Genomic DNA, 17,715 nt, shown 5'->3' on the forward strand with positions numbered 1-17,715 from the left:
GGCCGCCCCTGGACCCCGCTTTTTCGGCGCTCCGCGCCTCGTCCCCAACCGCCGGCCGGGCGCAACCCCTCCCCCGCGCCCCGGCGAAAATTCCAGCCCGTCCGGCGTTTGAGGACGAGCGCGCCAGCGCGATTGCGGGGGTCCAGGGGGCGGAGCCCTATGGTTTCGGGAAAGGGGCGGGTCTGGGGCGCCCCCCGCGAGGGCTAGTCCGCGGCGCCCGCCCTGAGCTTCGCCAGGTCCGCCTTCACCGTGTTCACGGGGATCGCGAACCCGAGCCCCACGCTGCCCGAGTCACCGGACCCACCGGCCCCGCCCCCGGAACTGGGCGCGTACATCGCCGAGTTGATGCCGATCACCTCCCCGTTCATGTCGATGAGCGCACCCCCGGAGTTCCCGGGGTTGAGCGAGGCGTCGGTCTGCAGCGCCTTGTACGTCGTCTTGGAGGCCCCGGTGTCGCCGTTGAACTCCTGCCCCCCGAACTCGAACGGCCAGCCCCCGCCCCCGCCGGGCCCCTGTCGTTCCCGGCCCTTGCCGGGGTCCGCGGACACGGTGACGTCCCGGTCGAGCGCGGAGACGATGCCGCTGGTCACGGTCCCGGTCAGCCCCTCGGGCGAGCCGATCGCGACGACCTCGTCGCCGACCTTCACGTCGTCGGAGTCGCCGAGGCTCGCCGCCTTGAGGCCCGACGCGCCCTTCAGCTTGATCAGCGCCAGGTCCTTCTTGCTGTCCGTGCCCACGGTCTCGGCCTGGTACGTCTTGCCGTCGCTGGTGCGCACGGCGATGGAGGTGGCTCCGGAGACGACGTGGTTGTTGGTGACGATCTCGCCGTCGGAGGTGACGATCACGCCGGAGCCGGTGGACTCGCCGGAGCCGGTGGTGGCGTTGATCTCGACGATGCTCGGGGACACGGCGGCGGCGACACCGGCGACGGTGCCCTTGCTGCCGGCGGAGACGCTGGTGCCGTTGACGTTCTTGGCCGCCGTGCCGCCGTCGTGACCGGTGAGCGTCTGTACGGCGTAGGCGGTGCCACCCCCGACGGCGGCCGCGGCGACGGCGACCGCGGCGAGCAGCGCGGCGGGCCCCTTCAGACGACGCCGCGGCGCGGCGGCGGGCGGCCCGGTGTGCGCCCCGGTGTGCGCCCCCGACGGTGGCCCCCAGGGCTTCGGCTCATGGGCGGGCGGGGGCGGGTACGCGCCCTGCGTACCGCCGTCGTGCCCGGGGAGGGACTGCTGCTGGTGGTACTCGCCGCTGTGGCGGAAGCTCTCGGTCATGTACCCGAGCTTCGCGGCCGCAGATGAGAGCCCGCTGAGTACGCCCTGAGAAGCCCGGCAGAACCCTGTTTGCCCGAGATAAAGACCCGAGACGAAACCCGGGACGAAGACCCGGGACGAAGACCGCGGGCGCGTACGCGAGAAGGGGCCTCACAGGTCCCGGTTGCGTTCGTCGCTCGCGAAGAAGAAGCCGAAGGCGGCGCTGGCCAGGGCCACCACGGGGGTGAAGACCAGGCTCAGCTCGCGGTAGTTGTCGGCCTTGAAGTGCGTCCAGTGGCTGAAGACCAGGGCGAGGCTCGGGACCACGGCGAGGACGCAGACGAGCCAGAAGAGGCCGACCGCCAGCATGCGGCGGGTCTCGTTCATGTGCCGCTGCTTGCTGATCTTGAGCCAGTTCTCGGTGTCGAGGCCGGCGGGCGAGGGCAGCTCGTACTCGGTCAGGGAGGCATCGGGCTGCACGGCACCGCCGCCCGACTGGACGCCGTCGCGCAGGAAGCCGAGGTCGAGCCCGTCCCGCGAGGGGGGCTCGTCCTCGCTCAGGGCGTCACCGGGCTCCGTCGTCACCGCACACTCCTGTTCACCCGCCGGGCGGACGCACCGCCTGCGGGTCGCTCACGTTCACTTCGGGCCGCTCACGTGCACCCACGGGTCGGTCATGTTCACTCACGGGTCGGTCACGTGCGCCCACGAGTCGGTCACGCGCGCCTACGGACCGCTCACCCGCATCTACGGGTCGATCGCGCACCGGCAGTCCTCCCCGCCCACGGCGCAGGGCGCCACCGGCAGCGGAGGGCCGATCCGGCAGATCTCCCGGTCCGGCCCGGGCGGTTCGTCCTCGCGCAGCAGCACTTCGCCGCTCAGGCCGGGGTCTTCGTCGAGCGTGTCGATGAACTCCGCGAAATCCTCCGGGAGTTCGGGCACCGTGTCGAGCTGCCGCTCGTTGTGCCACTCACGGTAGGGCGTGAGGTGGCCCACCCGTGTACAGCAGATCTGCACGGTCACGCGCCGGCCCTTGCCGTGCGCCCCCTGCGCGGGTGTCGGCTCATCCATGGGCAGATCAGGACCCCCTGGCGTCATGTGAGGGAGGTTACCACACTGTATGTGATCAATTTCAACACAGCGAGCACATTCGATGTGGACCTGATACACATCGGATGTGCGTCCGCGCCTCATCGCATGCAGATTTGCTTGACATGGCGTGCGCGCGCGGGCAACATGTTGTGCACGCGTTTCCGACGTAGATGGTTGGGAGGAGCTGGCGATGGGCCGTGCGACGGACTCTTTACCGAGCTCATGAGATCCCGCCCACGCGCCGGCGGAAGCGCCGGTGCCGTCACACATCGATGTGGGTTCTTGGCGCGCGGGGCGAAGCGCGCCGGCGCGAGCCGATAAAGGCCGCGCCCATCGCGGCACCGGGACCGACTCGTACATACGCGAACACACGGGGAGCATTCAGGGGGAGAGCCCCTGATCAGCGCTGCCCCGGACTGCGTGTGTCCGTGGCTCTCGCGACATCTGCCAACTGAGGAACTTTAGGGGTACTGGCATGGCTGCTGAAAACACGACGGAATCACCCGCCACCGCGGCGGACACCCACATCACCCGCCTCAGTGTGAATATCAACGCGGAGACGGCGGCGAAGCTCCGCTGGTACAAGGAGCAGAAGGGCATCTCGATCACCGAGACGATCCGACGCGCCGTGGCCCTGCTCGATCTCGTGGAACGCGAGACGGCCGGGGGCAACGAGGTCCTGCTCAAGTCCCGTGACGGCAAGTCGGTCCGCCAGCTCTGGCTGGTCTGATCCGCCCGACAGGGCGCGACGGCGACCCGGCAGGGCCTGACGGAGACCCGGCAGGGCGCGACGGCGACCCGACAGAGGAACAGGCGCAGAACTCAGGCGGGACCGCGGCAGGCGCGGCCGGGCACCGGGAACCACCCGGGGGCCGGAGGCCGCGGCGTCGTCAGCCGCCGCACCCGCACGACCGGCGCACGACCAGCCGGGAGGGGAACACCTTCAACCGCTCGCGCCGCGACCCGGCGACCCGCAAGCCGTCGTCCAGGACCAGGTCCACGGCCGCGCGGGCCATCGCGGGCCGGTCGGAGGCGACGGTGGTGAGGGGCGGATCCGTGAGCGCCGCCTCCTTCACGTCGTCGAAGCCGGCGACGGCCAGCTCGCCCGGCACATCGATGCGCAGCTCACGCGCGGCACGCAGGACACCGATGGCCTGGTCGTCGGTGGAGCAGAAGATCGCGGTGGGGCGGTCCGGTCCGCCCAGGAAACCCAGGGCCACCTGATAGGCGTCGTAGCGGTTGTACGGCGCCTCGAAGAGCCTGCCCTCGGTGGACCGGCCCGCCTCGCGCATCGCCCGCCGCCAGCCCTCGACGTGGTCGGAGACCGGGTCGCCGACCGTGGGCGTCTCCGCCGTGCCGCCGACGCAGGCGACGTACGCGTGGCCGTGCTCAAGGAGATGGCGAGTGGCGAGCTGGGCGCCGCCCACGTCGTCCGTGACGACGGCGACGTCGTCGATCGCCTCGGGCCGCTCGTGCAGCAGCACCACCCGCGCGTCCCACGCGTCGATCTCCGCGGCGGCCTGATCGGTCAGGCCGTGGCTGACGAGGATCAGACCGGAGACCCGCATGCCGAGGAAGGCGCGCAGATAGTGCGTCTCGCGCTCCTCGACGTAGTCCGAGTTGCCGACGAGCACCATCTTCCCGCGCTCGGACGCCGCCTGTTCGACGGCGTGCGTCATCTCGGCGAAGAACGGCTGCCGCGCGTCCGGCACGATCATGCCTATGAGGTCCGTACGCCGGGACGCCATGGCCTGGGCGACCCGGTCCGGGCGGTAGCCCAGCTCCTTGATCGCGGCGAGGACACGCTCGCGCGTGGCCGGGGCGACCGGCCGGGGTCCGTTGTTGATGACGTAGCTCACGACCGCGGTCGAAGTACCCGCCAGTCGCGCCACATCGTCCCGCGTCACCTTGGCCACGCGCGCAGTCTACGCGGATGGAGTGGCCCCTGAGCAGGCCGTGCGGCGGCTCACCGGGGTGCCCGGCCGCGGCGGCCGGCTACCGCCGTGACGAAGCGGACGAAGGGGGCGCCGCCGCGCCGCCGGCCTCCTCCACGGCCGCCCGCGCCGCTCCGCCGGCGCTGTCCGCCTGGTCGGCCTGGACTGCCTGGACTGCTCGGTCAGCCTCGGCGGGCTTGTCGGCCTTCGAGGTCTTGGCGGTCTTGGGGGTCTTGTCGGTCTTCTCCGGCACGACGAAGCGGTAGCCCACGTTGCGCACGGTGCCGATGAGCGACTCGTGCTCGACGCCGAGCTTGGCCCGCAGCCGCCGTACGTGCACGTCGACCGTGCGCGTGCCGCCGAAGTAGTCGTAGCCCCAGACCTCCTGGAGGAGCTGCGCCCGCGTGAAGACCCGGCCCGGGTGCTGCGCCAGGTACTTGAGCAGCTCGAACTCCTTGAAGGTCAGGTCCAGGACCCGGCCCTTCAGCTTCGCGCTGTACGTCGCCTCGTCCACGGAGAGGTCGCCGTTGCGGATCTCCATGGGGGAGTCGTCGGTGCCGATCTGCTGGCGGCCCATGGCCAGGCGCAGCCGCGCCTCGACCTCGGCCGGGCCCGCGGTGTCGAGCAGGACGTCGTCGATGCCCCAGTCCGCGGTGACGGCGGCCAGACCGCCCTCGGTCACGACGAGGAGCAGCGGACACCCCGGCCCGGTGGAGCGCAGGAGCTGGCACAGGCTGCGCACCTGCGGAAGGTCGCGCCGCCCGTCGACGAGGACGACGTCGGCACCGGGGGTGTCGACGAGGGCGGGGCCCTCGGCGGGGGCCACCCGCACGTTGTGCAGCAGCAGGCCGAGGGCGGGGAGCACCTCCGCCGACGGCTGGAGGGCGTTGGTCAGGAGCAGCAGGGAACTCATCGCCCACCACCTGCCTGGGGGGCCGGCCGGTGCGTCCGGTCGCCGTGCACGTTTCGCTCGCCCATTACGTCGGTTCCTCCTCGGGTCCCGTGCGAGGACGTGGGGGCACTGCTTCGTACGGTGCCGCGCCTCCCGCGCCCGGGGAGGCGTTCCGCTCGCCGCTTCCCTCGAGGCTACGTCGGCGGGCCCGCTCCGGCGCGGACCGCGGCGGCAGCCTCGGGAAGGCGACCTCAGAAAGCACGAAAGGACCCGGGGGCTGCGTTGCCCGGATCCTCCGCGCAGCAGAATAGCCCACATGAGTTCCGGTCCGGCAGGTCAAGCGGCGCGATCTTCTGTGCCCCCGGTCACGCGCGCCCGGCGCGGCGCGCCGCTGCGCACGACGCTCCGCACGGCGGACGGCGTCACCCTCGACGCCGCCTACGACCCGGGTCCCGGCCCGGTCGGCGGGCCCGCGATCGTGGTCGCGCACGGCTTCACCGGGGACCGGTCGCGGCCGCACGTGCGGCGGGTGGCCGGGGTGTTCGCGCAGCGTGCGGCCGTGATCACGTTCTCGTTCCGGGGCCACGGCGCGTCCGGCGGGCGGTCCACGGTCGGCGATCGCGAGGTGCTGGACCTGGCCGCGGCGGTCGCCTGGGCGCGCTCGCTCGGCCACGCGCGCGTGGTGACCGTCGGCTTCTCCATGGGCGGCTCGGTGGTGCTGCGGCACGCGGCGTTGCACAGGGGGCGCACGGAAGCGCGGGTTGACGCCGTCGTCGCGGTCAGCGCCCCGGCCCGCTGGTTCTACCGGGGTACGGCCCCCATGCGGCGGCTGCACTGGCTGATCCAGCGCCCGGTGGGCCGGGCCGTGGGCCGCGTCGGGCTGCGCACCCGGATCCACCCGCGCGACTGGGACCCGGTGCCGCTGTCGCCGACGGAGGCCGTGCCGCTCATCGCCCCGGCGCCCCTCCTGATCGTCCACGGCGACCGGGACCCGTACTTCCCCCTCGACCACCCCCGGATGCTGGCGGCCGCCTCCGACGGCGCGGCCGAGCTGTGGCTGGAGCAGGGCATGGGCCACGCCGAGCACGCGGCGAGCGACGCGCTCCTGGAGCGGATCGCCGCCTGGGCCACGGCATCATGGACGTCGGCAACCGCCGAGTGACGAGCGAGAGGAGGGGCGGATGGTCACCGGGACGATCCGGTACTGGGCCGCCGCCAAGGCGGCCGCGGGTGTCGCCGAGGAACCGTACGCCGAGGCCACGCTGGCCGATGCGCTGAGCGCGGCCCGCGCGCGCCACCCCGGGGAACTGGAGCGCGTCCTGCTCCGCTGCTCGTTCCTGGTCGACGGCGACCCCGTGGGTACCCGTGCCCATGAGACGGTACGGCTTGCCGAGGGCGGCACGGTCGAGGTGCTCCCGCCGTTCGCAGGAGGATGACGTTGAGCGACCAGCCGCACCAGGGGTACGACCCGTACCAGGCGCAGCAGGGGCACCAGGGGTATGACCCCTACGACCCTTACCGGCAGCAGGCCTACCAGCAGGCTCAGCAGCAGGGGCAGTACCAGCAGGGGCAGCAGCCCCAGCACCAGCAGGGCCACCACCAGCAGCACCAAGGCCAGTACCAGCAGCCCCAGCCCCAGCAGGGGCAGCACCAGCAGGCCCCGTACCACCAGGCCCAGCACCACGCGCCCCAGCAGCAGCCGCAGCCTCAGCAGCAAGCCGCCGCTCATCAGCAGCAGGCGCACCAGCAGGCCCAGCAGCACTGGGGGTACCAGGACCCCTACGCGGGGCAGCAGGACCACCTCGACCACACCCAGCAGTGGCAGGGGCAGACCTGGGACACGCAGATCCAGCCGCCGCCCCGGCCCGCGGCGGACCTGACCGAGACCGCGTATCTGCCGCCGCAGGCCGCCGCCCAGTGGTCCTCCGCCCCCGAGGCTCCGTACGCCCAGCAGGCCCAGCAGGCCCAGCAGGCCCAGCACGCCCAGTCCTCGTACCCGGACCCGGGTGCCCAGGCCGCGCCCGCCTGGTCGGACCAGCCGCCCGCGGGGGACGCCCCCGAGCCGGAGCCCGGGCCCGAGCCCGAGTCGGAGCCGGAGTCCGCCGCCGGGCCCGCCTACGGCCCCGCCACCACCACCGGCAACGCCCGGATCACCGACGCCCAGCGGGCCCGGGCCGAAGGGCGGTCGCCGATCATAGAGCCGGGGATGCAGCCCGCGCTGCTCACGGCGGTGCTCGGGCTGCTGCTCGCCGGCGGCGCGGCGGTGGGGCAGTACGCGCTGCTCGTACCGCTGGTGCTGCTCCAGGCCGTGACCGCCGCCGGGTGGTTCCGGCTCAACGGCATGTGGCCCGCCCGGCAGGGCATCGCGCTCGCGTTCCTCGGCGGACTCGTCGCCGACGCCGCCCTGCTCGCCACCGGCGAGGGCAACGCCCCGGCCGCCATCCTCGGCACCCTCGGCGTCTGGGTGCTCCTCGTCCTCGTGCTCCAGCTCCGCAGCCACGCCGGTGCCGATGAGCGCATGTACGGGCTGATGGCGACCGTGGCCTCCAGCGCCCTGACGATCATCGCGGCCGGGCACCTCGCCGCCGTCCACGAGGCGGCGACCGTCGGCGGCATCGCGGTGGCGGCGGCCGTGCTGGCCCGCGCGCTGCCGCTGCCGACGCCCGCGTCCGTCGTGGTGGCGCTGCTCGCGGCGGCCGGGGCCGGCATCGCGGTCGGCGGCCCCACCGACTTCGGCTCCAAGGGGGCGGTGCTCGGTCTCGCGGCCGGCGTCTGCGCGCTCGTCGGGCACCGCGTGGCCAGCTACGACTACCCGTCGCGGTTCGTCCACTTCACGGCCGGGGTCGCGCTGCCGCTGGCGGCCGCCGCGCCCGCCGTGTACCTGCTGGGGCGGGCCTTCGGCTGACCCGCTCGCCCCCTTCGTCCCCTCTTTCCCGTGGGACGCAATGTCCCCGTACGAGGCGATTCTCCCGTACGAGGCGATCGTCACAGCTCCTCGACAGGTCCCCGGCCGGGCGCTCCGGCCGGGGACCTGTCCTTTAGGCTCGCGGCATCTGACTCTGAGGCGGGGGAACGGGACACAGGCATGAGCAAGCGCGCGATACGCATCCTCTTGATCGTCGTCGTGGTCCTCGGGGGTCTCTTCGTGGCCGCCGACCGGTTCGCGGTCTCCTTCGCGGAGAACGAGGCGGCGGAGAAGGTGAAGTCCCAGGAGGGCCTCAGCAGCACGCCGGACGTGTCGATCAAGGGCTTCCCGTTCCTGACCCAGGTGATCGGCGGCAAGCTCGACGACGTCGAGATCAGCATCAAGGACTACGACGCCAAGTCCGACGGCGACACCATCCGCGTCGACGACCTCGACGCCACCATGCACGGCGTCGACTTCTCCAGCGACTACAGCTCCGCCACCGCCGACAGCGCCGCGGGCGTCGCGCGGATCTCCTACGACGAGCTGCTCAAGGCCGCCGAGTCCGAGCCGGTCGAGCTGCCGCTGGGCGCCACGGGCAAGGTGGTCGGCCTCTCCGACGGCGGCGACGGCAAGATCAAGGTCGCGGTCGAGGTCAGCAAGGGCGGCACGAAGCTGCCCAAGCCCGTCCACGTGCTGAGCAGCGTCAGCGTCGAGGGCGACACCATCCGCGTGCACGCCGACAAGGTCCCGGACAAGCTGGAGGTGCTCGGCCTCAGCATCCGGCTGCCCGAGGGCCTGGTCCGCGACGTCACCGACTTCGAGGAGAAGGTCTCCGACCTGCCGGGCGGCATCAGGCTCGACACCGTGCAGGCGGCGCCGGACGGCGTGGACGTGGCCGTCAAGGGCGAGAACGTCGACCTGGTGTCCTGACCCGGCCGGGCCCGGGGCCTTCGCCCCCCCGCATCCCCCTCCTCGGCGGGTCCCGGGCGCTGCCCGGTCCCTGTCCGCAGTACGAGACACGGGCGTCCGTCCCTCAGATGGGGACGGGCGCCCGTCCGCGTCGGAGCGGGCCGCCGGACCCGCGGCTCCAGCCGGAACCCGGTGCCTCGTCCATATGGCGGACGAATATGTCTCACCATCCGACACGCCGGTGACACGGCCGTCCCCGCGTCCCTACGATCGGACCCATGCACCGACAGGCGGATCTCACGAAGCGGCGGGCAGTGGACCTGTGCCGCGTCGCCGCCATGCTCTGTCGCACCCTCTGAGCGGGACTCCCCAGCTCCCGCGTTCCCGGGCCCACCGACCGCCTTCAGGGTCGCCAGGGCCACTGTGTGCCACCCGTACGCCGTGCCTCCCCGCACGCTCCCGTACCCGCACGCACCCCCGTACATCCCCGCCGCACCTGCCCCGGAGGAGAAACGCATGAGCCGCAGCGACGTCCTGGTCGACGCCGACTGGGTCGAGGCCCACCTCGACGACCCGAAGGTCGTCCTCGTCGAGGTCGACGAGGACACCTCGGCGTACGACAAGAACCACATCAGGAACGCGATCCGGATCGACTGGACGAAGGACCTCCAGGACCCGGTCCGCCGTGACTTCATCGACCAGGAGGGCTTCGAGAAGCTCCTGTCCGCCAAGGGCATCGCGAACGACTCCACCGTCGTCCTCTACGGCGGCAACAACAACTGGTTCGCCGCCTACGCCTTCTGGTACTTCAAGCTCTACGGCCACCAGGACGTGAGGCTCCTCGACGGCGGCCGCAAGAAGTGGGAGCTGGACTCCCGCGACCTGGTCGACGGCTCCCAGGTCCCGAACCGCCCGGCCACCGAGTACAAGGCCAAGCCGCAGGACACCTCCATCCGCGCCTTCCGCGACGACGTCGTCGCCGCCATCGGCAACCAGAACCTCGTCGACGTCCGCTCGCCCGACGAGTTCTCCGGCAAGCTGCTGGCCCCGGCCCACCTGCCGCAGGAGCAGTCGCAGCGCCCGGGCCACGTGCCGAGCGCCCGCAACATCCCCTGGTCGAAGAACGCCAACGACGACGGCACCTTCAAGTCGGACGACGAGCTCAAGGCGCTGTACGCCGACGAGCACGTCGACCTGGCCAAGGACACCATCGCGTACTGCCGCATCGGCGAGCGCTCGGCCCTGACCTGGTTCGTCCTGCACGAGCTGCTCGGCGTCGAGAACGTGAAGAACTACGACGGCTCCTGGACCGAGTACGGCTCCCTCGTCGGCGTGCCGATCGAGCTCGGCGCCGCCAAGTAGCCGGCCCGCTCCTCCCGCCCTTCCGCCCGTCCCCTCATTCGATCCCTAGGAGTACCCATGTGCGGAGCCAAGGCCGGCGGCCCGGACGCCTCGACGGCCAAGCCCGGTGAGACCACCATCCAGGGTCAGGTGACCCGCGACGGCGAGCCGGTGACCGGCTACGTCCGCCTGCTGGACTCGACCGGCGAGTTCACCGCCGAGGTCCCGACCTCGGCGACCGGTCAGTTCCGCTTCTACGCGGCCGAGGGCACGTGGACGGTGCGTGCCCTCGTGCCGGGGGGCAGTGCCGACCGGACCGTGGTCGCGCAGCAGGGCGGGCTGGCGGAGGTGGCCATCGCGGTCTGATCTTTTCCGGCCTGGGGGCCGCACCGGGGTTGGACGCCAGGGTGCGGCCCCTTCGGCCTGCCCGGGGGGATTCAGCCCGTCCGGCGTTTTTTGAGGACGAGCGCGTCAGCGCGATCGAGGCGGGGCGGCCGGGGGAGCGGTACCCCGGTGGGCTACCGGTCCAGTTCGTTCCACCACTCGTCCGACTTCGGGTCGCCCGAGGGCGCGTCCCACCAGCGGTCGTCGGGGCCGCGGCGGTTCGCCACCACCGCCGCCAGGGGCGGGATCACCATCGCCACCCCGCACATCGCGACCGCGACCGGCACCGACCAGAGCCGCACCACGCCCCAGGCCAGGACGAACAGGCCCAGGCACGTGCCCATCAGGACGAAGTACACATGACGCCGTCGCGCGTACATGCGTCCAGCGTACGGCGGACCTCGCAGAGAAGGGTCCGCGCGGCCCCACTACAGTGGAGTACGGCTCTGTTCACCGCCCACCACACAGCTCACCGAGGAGCACCCCGTGCTTGAGGCCTTCTTCTCCGCCCTCCTTGTCCTGGTCTGCGTCGGCGTCCTCGCCTTCGCGGGTCTGACCGTGAAGAAGCTGTACCAGGGCCAGCGCTGACCCCCATCGGGACCCCCACGAGAGACGCCTGAGCAATCCCATGATCCAGATCCCGTCCGACCTGAACCCCGACCTCGTCCCCCTCGCCTGGCTCCTGGGCACCTGGGAGGGCGCGGGCGTGACCGACTTCCCGGGCTCCCCGAAGGCGAACTTCGGCCAGGAGGTCACCTTCACCCACGACGGGCGGGACTTCCTCGAGTACCACTCGCGCACCTGGGTGCTCGACGCCGAGGGCAACAAGACCCGGCCCCTGGAGTCCGAGTCCGGCTTCTGGCGCGTGTCCGCCGACGGTGACGCAGGCCCCCGCAAGGTCGAAGTCGTCATGGTCCGCCAGGACGGCGTCGTCGAGGTCTGGTACGGCGAGCTCGCCGACAAGAAGCCCCAGATCGACCTCGCCACCGACGCGGTCGCCCGTACCGCCGCCTCCGGCCCGTACAGCGGCGGCAAGCGCCTCTACGGCTACGTCAAGGGCGACCTGATGTGGGTCGGCGAGAAGCAGACCCCCGAGGTGCCGCTGCGCCCGTACATGTCGGCGCAGCTCAAGAAGGTCGTATCGCCCGAGGAGGTCGCCGAGATGGCGCGCAACCTCGGCGATCTTCCCGACGACGGCATCGCCTTCTTCAAGTAGTCCTTAGACTCGGGGGTGTGGTGAGCACCGACCCGGACGCGAAGACCGACTGGAAGAGCGACCTGCGGCAACGCGGCTACCGCCTGACGCCGCAGCGCCAGCTCGTGCTCGAAGCCGTCGACGCCCTGGAGCACGCGACCCCCGACGACATCCTCTGCGAGGTCCGCAAAACCGCGTCGGGGATCAACATCTCCACGGTCTACCGCACGCTGGAGCTCCTGGAGGAGCTCGGGCTCGTCTCGCACGCCCACCTCGGGCACGGCGCCCCCACGTACCACCTCGCGGACCGGCACCACCACATCCACCTGGTGTGCCGGGACTGCACGGGCGTCATCGAGGCCGACCTGTCGGTCGCGGCGGACTTCACGGAGAAGCTGCGCGGCATGTTCGGCTTCGACACGGACATGAAGCACTTCGCGATCTTCGGCAGGTGCGGGAAGTGCGCGTCCGGTGAGGGGCCGGACACCGCGGGCGACGGTGACGTTGACGGTGACGGCGACGGCTCCGGCGGCCAGGACGGCCGGGGCCCGGGTGCGGGACCCGGCGACCGGGCCGCGGGAGCGGGACAGAAATAAACGCGGGCGCTCACGGGTCGTAGTCTTTGTGAACATGAAGAGCCCCTTGCTGTCCCTGCCCGGCGCCGTCCCCGCCGAGGGCGTGGACGAAGGCGTCGCCGCCCACTACGGCGACCTGTTCCGCGAGCAGCGCGCCCTCGCCGACGGCACCGGATGCGTCGACCTGTCGCACCGCGGCGTCGTCACCGTCACCGGCTCCGACCGGCTGAGCTGGCTGCACCTGCTGCTCACCCAGCACGTCAGCGAGCTGCCCGCGGGCCGGGCCACCGAGGCGCTGATCCTCTCCGCGAACGGCCACATCGAGCACGCCCTCTACCTCGTCGACGACGGCGAGACGATGTGGGCGCACGTCGAGCCCGGGACGCAGGACGCGCTGATCGCGTACCTGGAGAGCATGAAGTTCTTCTACCGCGTGGAAGTCGCCGACCGCACCGAGGAGTTCGCGGTCGTCCACCTGCCCGCCGGGTCCATCGCGGAGGTCCCCGAGGGCGTCGTCGTCCGCGAGACGCCGCACGGCCGCGACCTGTTCCTGCCGCGCGCCGAGCTGCCCGCCTTCGCCGCGTCGCACGGGCCCGTCGCCGGGCTGCTCGCCTACGAGGCCCTGCGCGTGGAGCACCACCGGCCGCGGCTCGCCTTCGAGACCGACCACCGCACCATCCCGCACGAGCTGGGCTGGATCGGCAGCGCCGTACACCTCCAGAAGGGCTGCTACCGCGGCCAGGAGACCGTGGCCCGCGTGCAGAACCTGGGCAAGCCCCCGCGGCGCCTTGTCTTCCTGCACCTGGACGGCAGCGAGGTGCACCTGCCGGCGCACGGCACGCCGCTGCACCTGGCCGCGGACGGCCCCGAGGGGCGCAAGCTGGGCTTCATCACGACCTCGGTACGCCATCACGAGCTGGGGCCGATCGCGCTCGCCCTGGTGAAGCGGAACGTACCCGTGGACGCGGAGCTCCTCGCGGGCACGACGGCCGCCGCCCAGGAGACCGTGGTCGAGCCGTAGGCCCCTGGCCCCGTCCGCCCCGCGCGGGGCGGACGGGGAGCCTCGCGGGGCCCGGCCCTCACATCTCCAGGAGCACCGTGAAGGGGCCGTCGTTCGTGAGGCCCACCCGCATCCGCGCCCCGAACCGCCCCGTCGCCACGGTCGCCCCGAGCGCCCGCAGCCGCGACACCACCTCGTCCACCAGCGGCTCGGCCACGTCCCCGGGCGCCGCCGCGTTCCAGGTGGGCCTGCGGCCCTTGCGCGCGTCCCCGTACAGGGTGAACTGACTGATCACCAGGAGCGGGGCGTCCACGTCCGAGCAGGACTTCTCGTCGTGCAGCATCCGCAGGGTCCACAGCTTGCGCGCGAGCTGCGCGGCCTTCTCCTTGGTGTCCTCGTGGGTGACACCCACGAGCACGCACAGGCCCTCCCCCGTGATCTCGCCGACCGTCTCGCCGTCCACGACGACGCTCGCGCCGTCCACCCTCTGCACCACCGCTCGCATGGCGCCATCATGCCCTGCGCCCGCGCCTGTCCGTACGCCGGTCGGGAGCCTCCATCCGGGGGCGAACGGGGGCACTCGTGCACACAGTGGCCACGCGGGGTGGCACCATGCTCACACGCGGTGCACCGCGCCGGCTGAGGGGACGGTAGAGCCACATGAGCACACCCAGTACGCCCGGTGCCCCCAGGGCGGGGCGGGCGAGCGGGACGAGCAGGACAGGCGGGACGGCGGGGACAGTGGCGACAGCAGGGGCGACCGGGGCAGCGGGGCCGGTACAGACGGCCGGGGCCCAGAGGGCCGCGGGGACGGCGAAGGCGGCCGGGACCGCCGGGACGACGGGGATGGCAGGGATGACGGTTCCTACGGGGATGACGGGGATGGCCGGGATGACGGGGACGGCAGGGGTGGCCGCAGGGGCCGCGGGGGCCGCGGGACCGACGGGGGCAGCAGGGCAAGGGGGACCGGCGGGGATCGCGGGGAGTGCCGGGGCGTCCGTGGCGCCGGGGCTCGGGGCGCCCGGGGTGCTCGAGGGCGGTGGTGGCTTCGGGGGCGCCCGGGTGCCGCGTCCGCCCGTGCAGCGCACCGACAGCCCCGTCCTGCCGGAGGCCCCCGCGCCCGACCTGACCGCGCTGCGCCTGCCCGAGCTGCGGGAGCTGCGCCGGGCCGCGCAGCAGGACGAGGCCGACCTCAGCTACGTACGACGGCTGCTCCAGGGGCGTATCGACATCCTGCGGGCCGAGACCGCACGGCGCGCGCGCCGGGGCGCGGGCGCCGTGCGGGAGGGTGGTGCGGAAGCACGGGACGCGGACGGGGCGGAAGGGCTCCTCGTGGACCGGCTCCCGGAGATCCTCGTGGACGGCCCGGCCCGGCGCCGCGCCTCCGCCCGGCACGTGACGCTCGGCACGCCGCACAGCGAGGAGTACCGGCGCCTCGCCGCCGACATGCTCGCCGAGGTGGAGCTGTCCGACCTGGCCGCCCGCACGGACGACGAGCTGCACGCGGCGATGGGGCGCCTGGTGCGGTACGAGCAGCAGGTGTCGCAGCGGCGTCACGCGATGCAGCGGACCACGGACGATTGCAGTGCGGAGATCGGGCGCAGGTACCGTGAAGGCGAAGCACAAGTCGACGACCTGCTCGCGTGACCCCCTCGGCCCGGGCGGCCCGGTGCCTCCGGTGATCCCAGGGATCACCGGTGCCCCCGCCGCCCCGGCCGCGTGAGGCCCTTCCGGAAGGCTCCGGGCGCGGGTGGCCCGTCGTACGGCACTGCTCGCACCACAGGTACCACCCGCACCACCCGCACCCGGAAGGCCGAAGATGACGCCGACGTCCGCCGCCACCCCCGTCATACCCCCGGTCCTCGCCGAAGTCGTACGTTCCGGCTTCGTCGAGGGCCGACATCGGGGCAGCCTGGTGCTGCTCGGGGCGGACGGCGAGGTCGAGCTGGCGCTCGGCGACGTGACGGCGCCCGTCTTCCCGCGCTCCACCAACAAGCCGATGCAGGCCGCAGCCGTGCTGCGGGCCGGGCTCGAGCTCTCCGGCGAGCGCCTCGCCCTGGCCGCCGCGAGCCACTCCGGGGAAACCTTTCACCGGGACCTGGTGCAGAAGATGCTGGCCGAGCACGGGCTGACCGCCGCGGAGCTCCAGTGCCCGCCCGACCTGCCGCTGGACCCCGTGGAGGCGGAGACGTACCTCGCGGCGGGGGCCGTGCGGGACCGGGTCACGATGAACTGCTCCGGCAAGCACGCGGCGATGCTCGCGGTCTGCGACGTCAACGGCTGGTCCAAGGAGACGTACCTCGACCCGGGGCACCCGCTGCAGCGGCGCGTGCACGAGGTGATCGAGGAGGCGGCGGGGGAGCCGGTCACGGCCGTCGGCACGGACGGGTGCGGGGCGCCGCTGATGGCGATCTCCCTCACCGGGCTCGCCCGCGCCTACCGGCACTTCGTCCTCGCGGCGCCCGGTACGGCCGAGCGGCGCGTGGCGGACGCGATGCGGGCGCACCCCGAGTACGTGGCGGGGACGCGGCGGCCGGACACGTGGCTGATGCGGGAGCTGCCCGGGACGCTGTCCAAGATGGGGGCCGAGGCCGTGCAGGCGGTGGCGCTCCCGGACGGGCGCGCGCTCGCCTTCAAGATCGACGACGGGGCGACGCGCGTCCTGGGCCCGGTCCTCGCCCGGGCCCTGACCCGCGCGGGCGTCACCGCCCCGGTCCTCGACCGCCTCGCCGAGGCGCCGCTGCTGGGCGGGGGCGTACGGGTGGGGGAGATCAGGCCGACGCTGTAGCCCTGCCGGGCCGGGGCCTTGCTGAACGGGCCGGTCGGCACCTGGGCGCTGCGCCCACCCACCCGGGTGCTCCGCATCGCAGCCGGGGTGTCACGGGTGGGCGGGTGGGAGAACCGCCGCGGCAGCGGCGGAACGCAGACGACGGCGGGACAGCGCTCCGCGCCGGGGCCGGGCCGTCGAAGCCGGGGACATGCGGGTGGGCGGGTGGGAAAGGCCCCGGCCCCCCGGCCGGCCCGAGGCCCTGGTGGTGAGGGCTCGCCCACCCCCACCACCATGCCCCGGGGCACCCCCGCCCCGCTCAACGGCTGACCGAACTCCCTGCTCCCCTCCGGATGAGAGCCCGGCCAGCCCGACCGGAAGGAGAGCTGGCAGCCAACCCTCCAATGGTTCCGACCAATTCGCCCAAGTTGGCCACCAACTCCCTCTGACTTATCTCCGCCCTGGCGCGTCTTATAACCACCCACTGGTCAACTCCCCAAAGATGGCGGGAAGTTGTACGGTTTGGGTGTGAGTACGGACCAGGCCTCCGTCGACGAGCGGGAGCGGCCGACCGGGCCGTCCCCGAGCTCGGCGGGCGAGCGGCGCGCACACCGCTCGCACCGCGAGGTGGCCGACGAGCTGCGGGCCCGGATCAGGTCCGGCACGCTCCGCCCCGGACAGCGCATGCCCACGCAGGCGGAGCTGGCCTCCGAGTTCGGCGTGGAGCGCGGCGCGGTGCGCCGGGCCCTGCGCATCCTGCAGGGCGAGCACCTGTTGGCCAACGTTTCCAAGGGCAGCCCGGCCACGGTCGCGGCCCCCGCGGCCGCGAGCCCCGACGCGGTGCGCCCGCAGCCCACGATGGTCGGGCTCGCCCCCCGGATAGCGGCGGCCTTCCAGGCGCGGCACGTGGAGATCGACGCGCTCTGCCTGACGTCCATCTCGCTGACGATGGCCATCGGCGAACCGCTGCGCCAGATCCACGCCGGGCGGCTGAAACCGGCCAAGGTCGCCGTCCGCGTCCTGCTGCCGAGCCGGGACATCGCGCTCGCCTTCCCGGCGGCGGTGGGAGGCCGCGGCGACGAGGGCGCGTACGTGCACCGCTGCTGGCTCGACCAGCGCAACGCGCAGGGTCAGGTCCTGCGCCACAACCTCCTGACCCTGCGCGGCACGCACGGCATCGACGTCAGCGTGGAGTTCCGCGCCCTGCCGTTCACGCCGCCGGTGAAGCTGTACCTGCTCAACGGCTCGGAGGCGCTGTTCGCGTACTACACCCTCGCCAAGCGCGGCGAGGAGTTCGGCCAGGAGCACCTGGAGCTGTGGGACGCGCAGGGGACGCAGTCGACGCTCTTCCCCTTCCACCAGGGGGACGGGCCGCGGGACACGGCGTTCGTGGAACAGTCCCACCTGTGGTTCGACGCGCTGTGGACCACGATCAGCGAGGACCTGCGGCTGAACGGCTCCTAGGCCG

20 protein-coding genes are annotated in these 17,715 nt (G+C 72.8%); 13 read left to right on the forward strand and 7 right to left on the reverse strand.

Annotation, left to right across the window (positions count from 1 at the left end; genetic code table 11):
* Nucleotides 1-203 precede the first annotated feature (203 nt).
* The 3 genes from QK440_RS24290 to QK440_RS24300 all read right to left on the reverse strand — a co-directional run bounded on the left by QK440_RS24290 (nt 204) and on the right by QK440_RS24300 (nt 2,321).
* On the reverse strand, nt 204-1,271 hold the full coding sequence (locus tag QK440_RS24290; RefSeq protein ID WP_282795314.1) for a trypsin-like peptidase domain-containing protein: 1,068 nt from the start codon (nt 1,269-1,271) through the stop codon (nt 204-206).
* Nucleotides 1,272-1,421: 150 nt separating this feature from the next.
* On the reverse strand, nt 1,422-1,835 hold the full coding sequence (locus QK440_RS24295) for a hypothetical protein (RefSeq protein ID WP_282795315.1): 414 nt from the start codon (nt 1,833-1,835) through the stop codon (nt 1,422-1,424).
* A 162-nt stretch (nt 1,836-1,997) separates the two neighbouring features.
* Complete coding sequence (locus QK440_RS24300; protein WP_282795316.1) at nt 1,998-2,321, reverse strand: hypothetical protein; 324 nt, start codon at nt 2,319-2,321, stop codon at nt 1,998-2,000.
* A gap of 496 nt (nt 2,322-2,817) precedes the next feature.
* Between QK440_RS24300 and QK440_RS24305 the strand changes: the two genes are divergently transcribed.
* Nucleotides 2,818-3,072 (forward strand): CopG family transcriptional regulator, encoded by a 255-nt coding sequence (locus QK440_RS24305; RefSeq protein ID WP_190136277.1) that lies wholly within the window; start codon nt 2,818-2,820, stop codon nt 3,070-3,072.
* 160 nt (nt 3,073-3,232) lie between these two features.
* Here QK440_RS24305 and QK440_RS24310 read toward each other — a convergent pair whose 3' ends face one another.
* Nucleotides 3,233-4,258: a LacI family DNA-binding transcriptional regulator gene (locus tag QK440_RS24310; RefSeq protein ID WP_190136278.1), complete on the reverse strand. Its 1,026-nt coding sequence runs from the start codon at nt 4,256-4,258 to the stop codon at nt 3,233-3,235.
* Nucleotides 4,259-4,337: 79 nt separating this feature from the next.
* Entirely contained in the window at nt 4,338-5,189 is an 852-nt protein-coding gene (locus tag QK440_RS24315) for a response regulator transcription factor (protein ID WP_282795317.1), read from the reverse strand.
* A 295-nt stretch (nt 5,190-5,484) separates the two neighbouring features.
* Here QK440_RS24315 and QK440_RS24320 point away from each other — a divergent pair, with 295 nt between their 5' ends.
* From QK440_RS24320 to QK440_RS24345, 6 genes are all read left to right on the forward strand, one after another.
* Nucleotides 5,485-6,330 carry an alpha/beta fold hydrolase gene (locus QK440_RS24320; protein ID WP_282795318.1) on the forward strand — a complete coding sequence of 282 codons (846 nt, stop codon included), beginning with the start codon at nt 5,485-5,487 and terminating at the stop codon, nt 6,328-6,330.
* A gap of 19 nt (nt 6,331-6,349) precedes the next feature.
* A complete protein-coding gene (locus tag QK440_RS24325; protein WP_282795319.1) occupies nt 6,350-6,604 on the forward strand; it encodes a MoaD/ThiS family protein in 255 nt (84 codons plus the stop codon).
* On the forward strand, nt 6,601-8,073 hold the full coding sequence (locus QK440_RS24330) for a hypothetical protein (protein WP_282795320.1): 1,473 nt from the start codon (nt 6,601-6,603) through the stop codon (nt 8,071-8,073). The genes QK440_RS24325 and QK440_RS24330 overlap by 4 nt, the downstream gene beginning before the upstream one ends.
* Before the next feature lie 180 nt (nt 8,074-8,253).
* Entirely contained in the window at nt 8,254-9,006 is a 753-nt protein-coding gene (locus QK440_RS24335) for a DUF2993 domain-containing protein (RefSeq protein ID WP_282795321.1), read from the forward strand.
* Nucleotides 9,007-9,501: 495 nt separating this feature from the next.
* Nucleotides 9,502-10,347: a sulfurtransferase gene (locus QK440_RS24340; protein ID WP_282795322.1), complete on the forward strand. Its 846-nt coding sequence runs from the start codon at nt 9,502-9,504 to the stop codon at nt 10,345-10,347.
* Between the two features lie 57 nt (nt 10,348-10,404).
* Nucleotides 10,405-10,692, forward strand: coding sequence for a DUF1416 domain-containing protein (locus tag QK440_RS24345; RefSeq protein ID WP_282795323.1), 288 nt, complete (start codon nt 10,405-10,407; stop codon nt 10,690-10,692).
* A gap of 152 nt (nt 10,693-10,844) precedes the next feature.
* Here the strand turns inward: QK440_RS24345 and QK440_RS24350 are convergent, their stop codons facing one another.
* Nucleotides 10,845-11,090, reverse strand: coding sequence for a DUF3099 domain-containing protein (locus tag QK440_RS24350; protein ID WP_282795324.1), 246 nt, complete (start codon nt 11,088-11,090; stop codon nt 10,845-10,847).
* A gap of 248 nt (nt 11,091-11,338) precedes the next feature.
* Here QK440_RS24350 and QK440_RS24355 point away from each other — a divergent pair, with 248 nt between their 5' ends.
* Genes QK440_RS24355 through QK440_RS24365 form a run of 3 tightly spaced genes read left to right on the forward strand, consistent with a single transcriptional unit; the run spans nt 11,339 to nt 13,501 of the window.
* Nucleotides 11,339-11,926, forward strand: coding sequence for an FABP family protein (locus tag QK440_RS24355; RefSeq protein ID WP_282795325.1), 588 nt, complete (start codon nt 11,339-11,341; stop codon nt 11,924-11,926).
* A gap of 20 nt (nt 11,927-11,946) precedes the next feature.
* A complete protein-coding gene (locus QK440_RS24360; protein WP_282795359.1) occupies nt 11,947-12,501 on the forward strand; it encodes a Fur family transcriptional regulator in 555 nt (184 codons plus the stop codon).
* Nucleotides 12,502-12,535: 34 nt separating this feature from the next.
* Nucleotides 12,536-13,501 carry a folate-binding protein gene (locus QK440_RS24365; protein WP_282795326.1) on the forward strand — a complete coding sequence of 322 codons (966 nt, stop codon included), beginning with the start codon at nt 12,536-12,538 and terminating at the stop codon, nt 13,499-13,501.
* Nucleotides 13,502-13,559: 58 nt separating this feature from the next.
* Here QK440_RS24365 and dtd read toward each other — a convergent pair whose 3' ends face one another.
* A complete protein-coding gene (gene dtd / locus QK440_RS24370) occupies nt 13,560-13,985 on the reverse strand; it encodes a D-aminoacyl-tRNA deacylase (protein WP_282795327.1) in 426 nt (141 codons plus the stop codon).
* Nucleotides 13,986-14,542: 557 nt separating this feature from the next.
* Between dtd and QK440_RS24375 the strand changes: the two genes are divergently transcribed.
* The 3 genes from QK440_RS24375 (at nt 14,543) to QK440_RS24385 (ending at nt 17,711) form a co-directional block, all read left to right on the forward strand.
* Nucleotides 14,543-15,127 (forward strand): ABC transporter substrate-binding protein, encoded by a 585-nt coding sequence (locus QK440_RS24375; protein ID WP_282795328.1) that lies wholly within the window; start codon nt 14,543-14,545, stop codon nt 15,125-15,127.
* A gap of 172 nt (nt 15,128-15,299) precedes the next feature.
* Nucleotides 15,300-16,268 carry an asparaginase gene (locus QK440_RS24380; RefSeq protein ID WP_282795329.1) on the forward strand — a complete coding sequence of 323 codons (969 nt, stop codon included), beginning with the start codon at nt 15,300-15,302 and terminating at the stop codon, nt 16,266-16,268.
* A 507-nt stretch (nt 16,269-16,775) separates the two neighbouring features.
* Nucleotides 16,776-17,711 (forward strand): winged helix-turn-helix domain-containing protein, encoded by a 936-nt coding sequence (locus QK440_RS24385; RefSeq protein ID WP_282795330.1) that lies wholly within the window; start codon nt 16,776-16,778, stop codon nt 17,709-17,711.
* The last annotated feature ends 4 nt before the right edge of the window (nt 17,712-17,715 follow it).

The sequence above is a fragment of the Streptomyces sp. CC224B genome (assembly GCF_030010595.1).
Taxonomy (GTDB): Bacteria; Actinomycetota; Actinomycetes; order Streptomycetales; family Streptomycetaceae; genus Streptomyces; species Streptomyces longispororuber.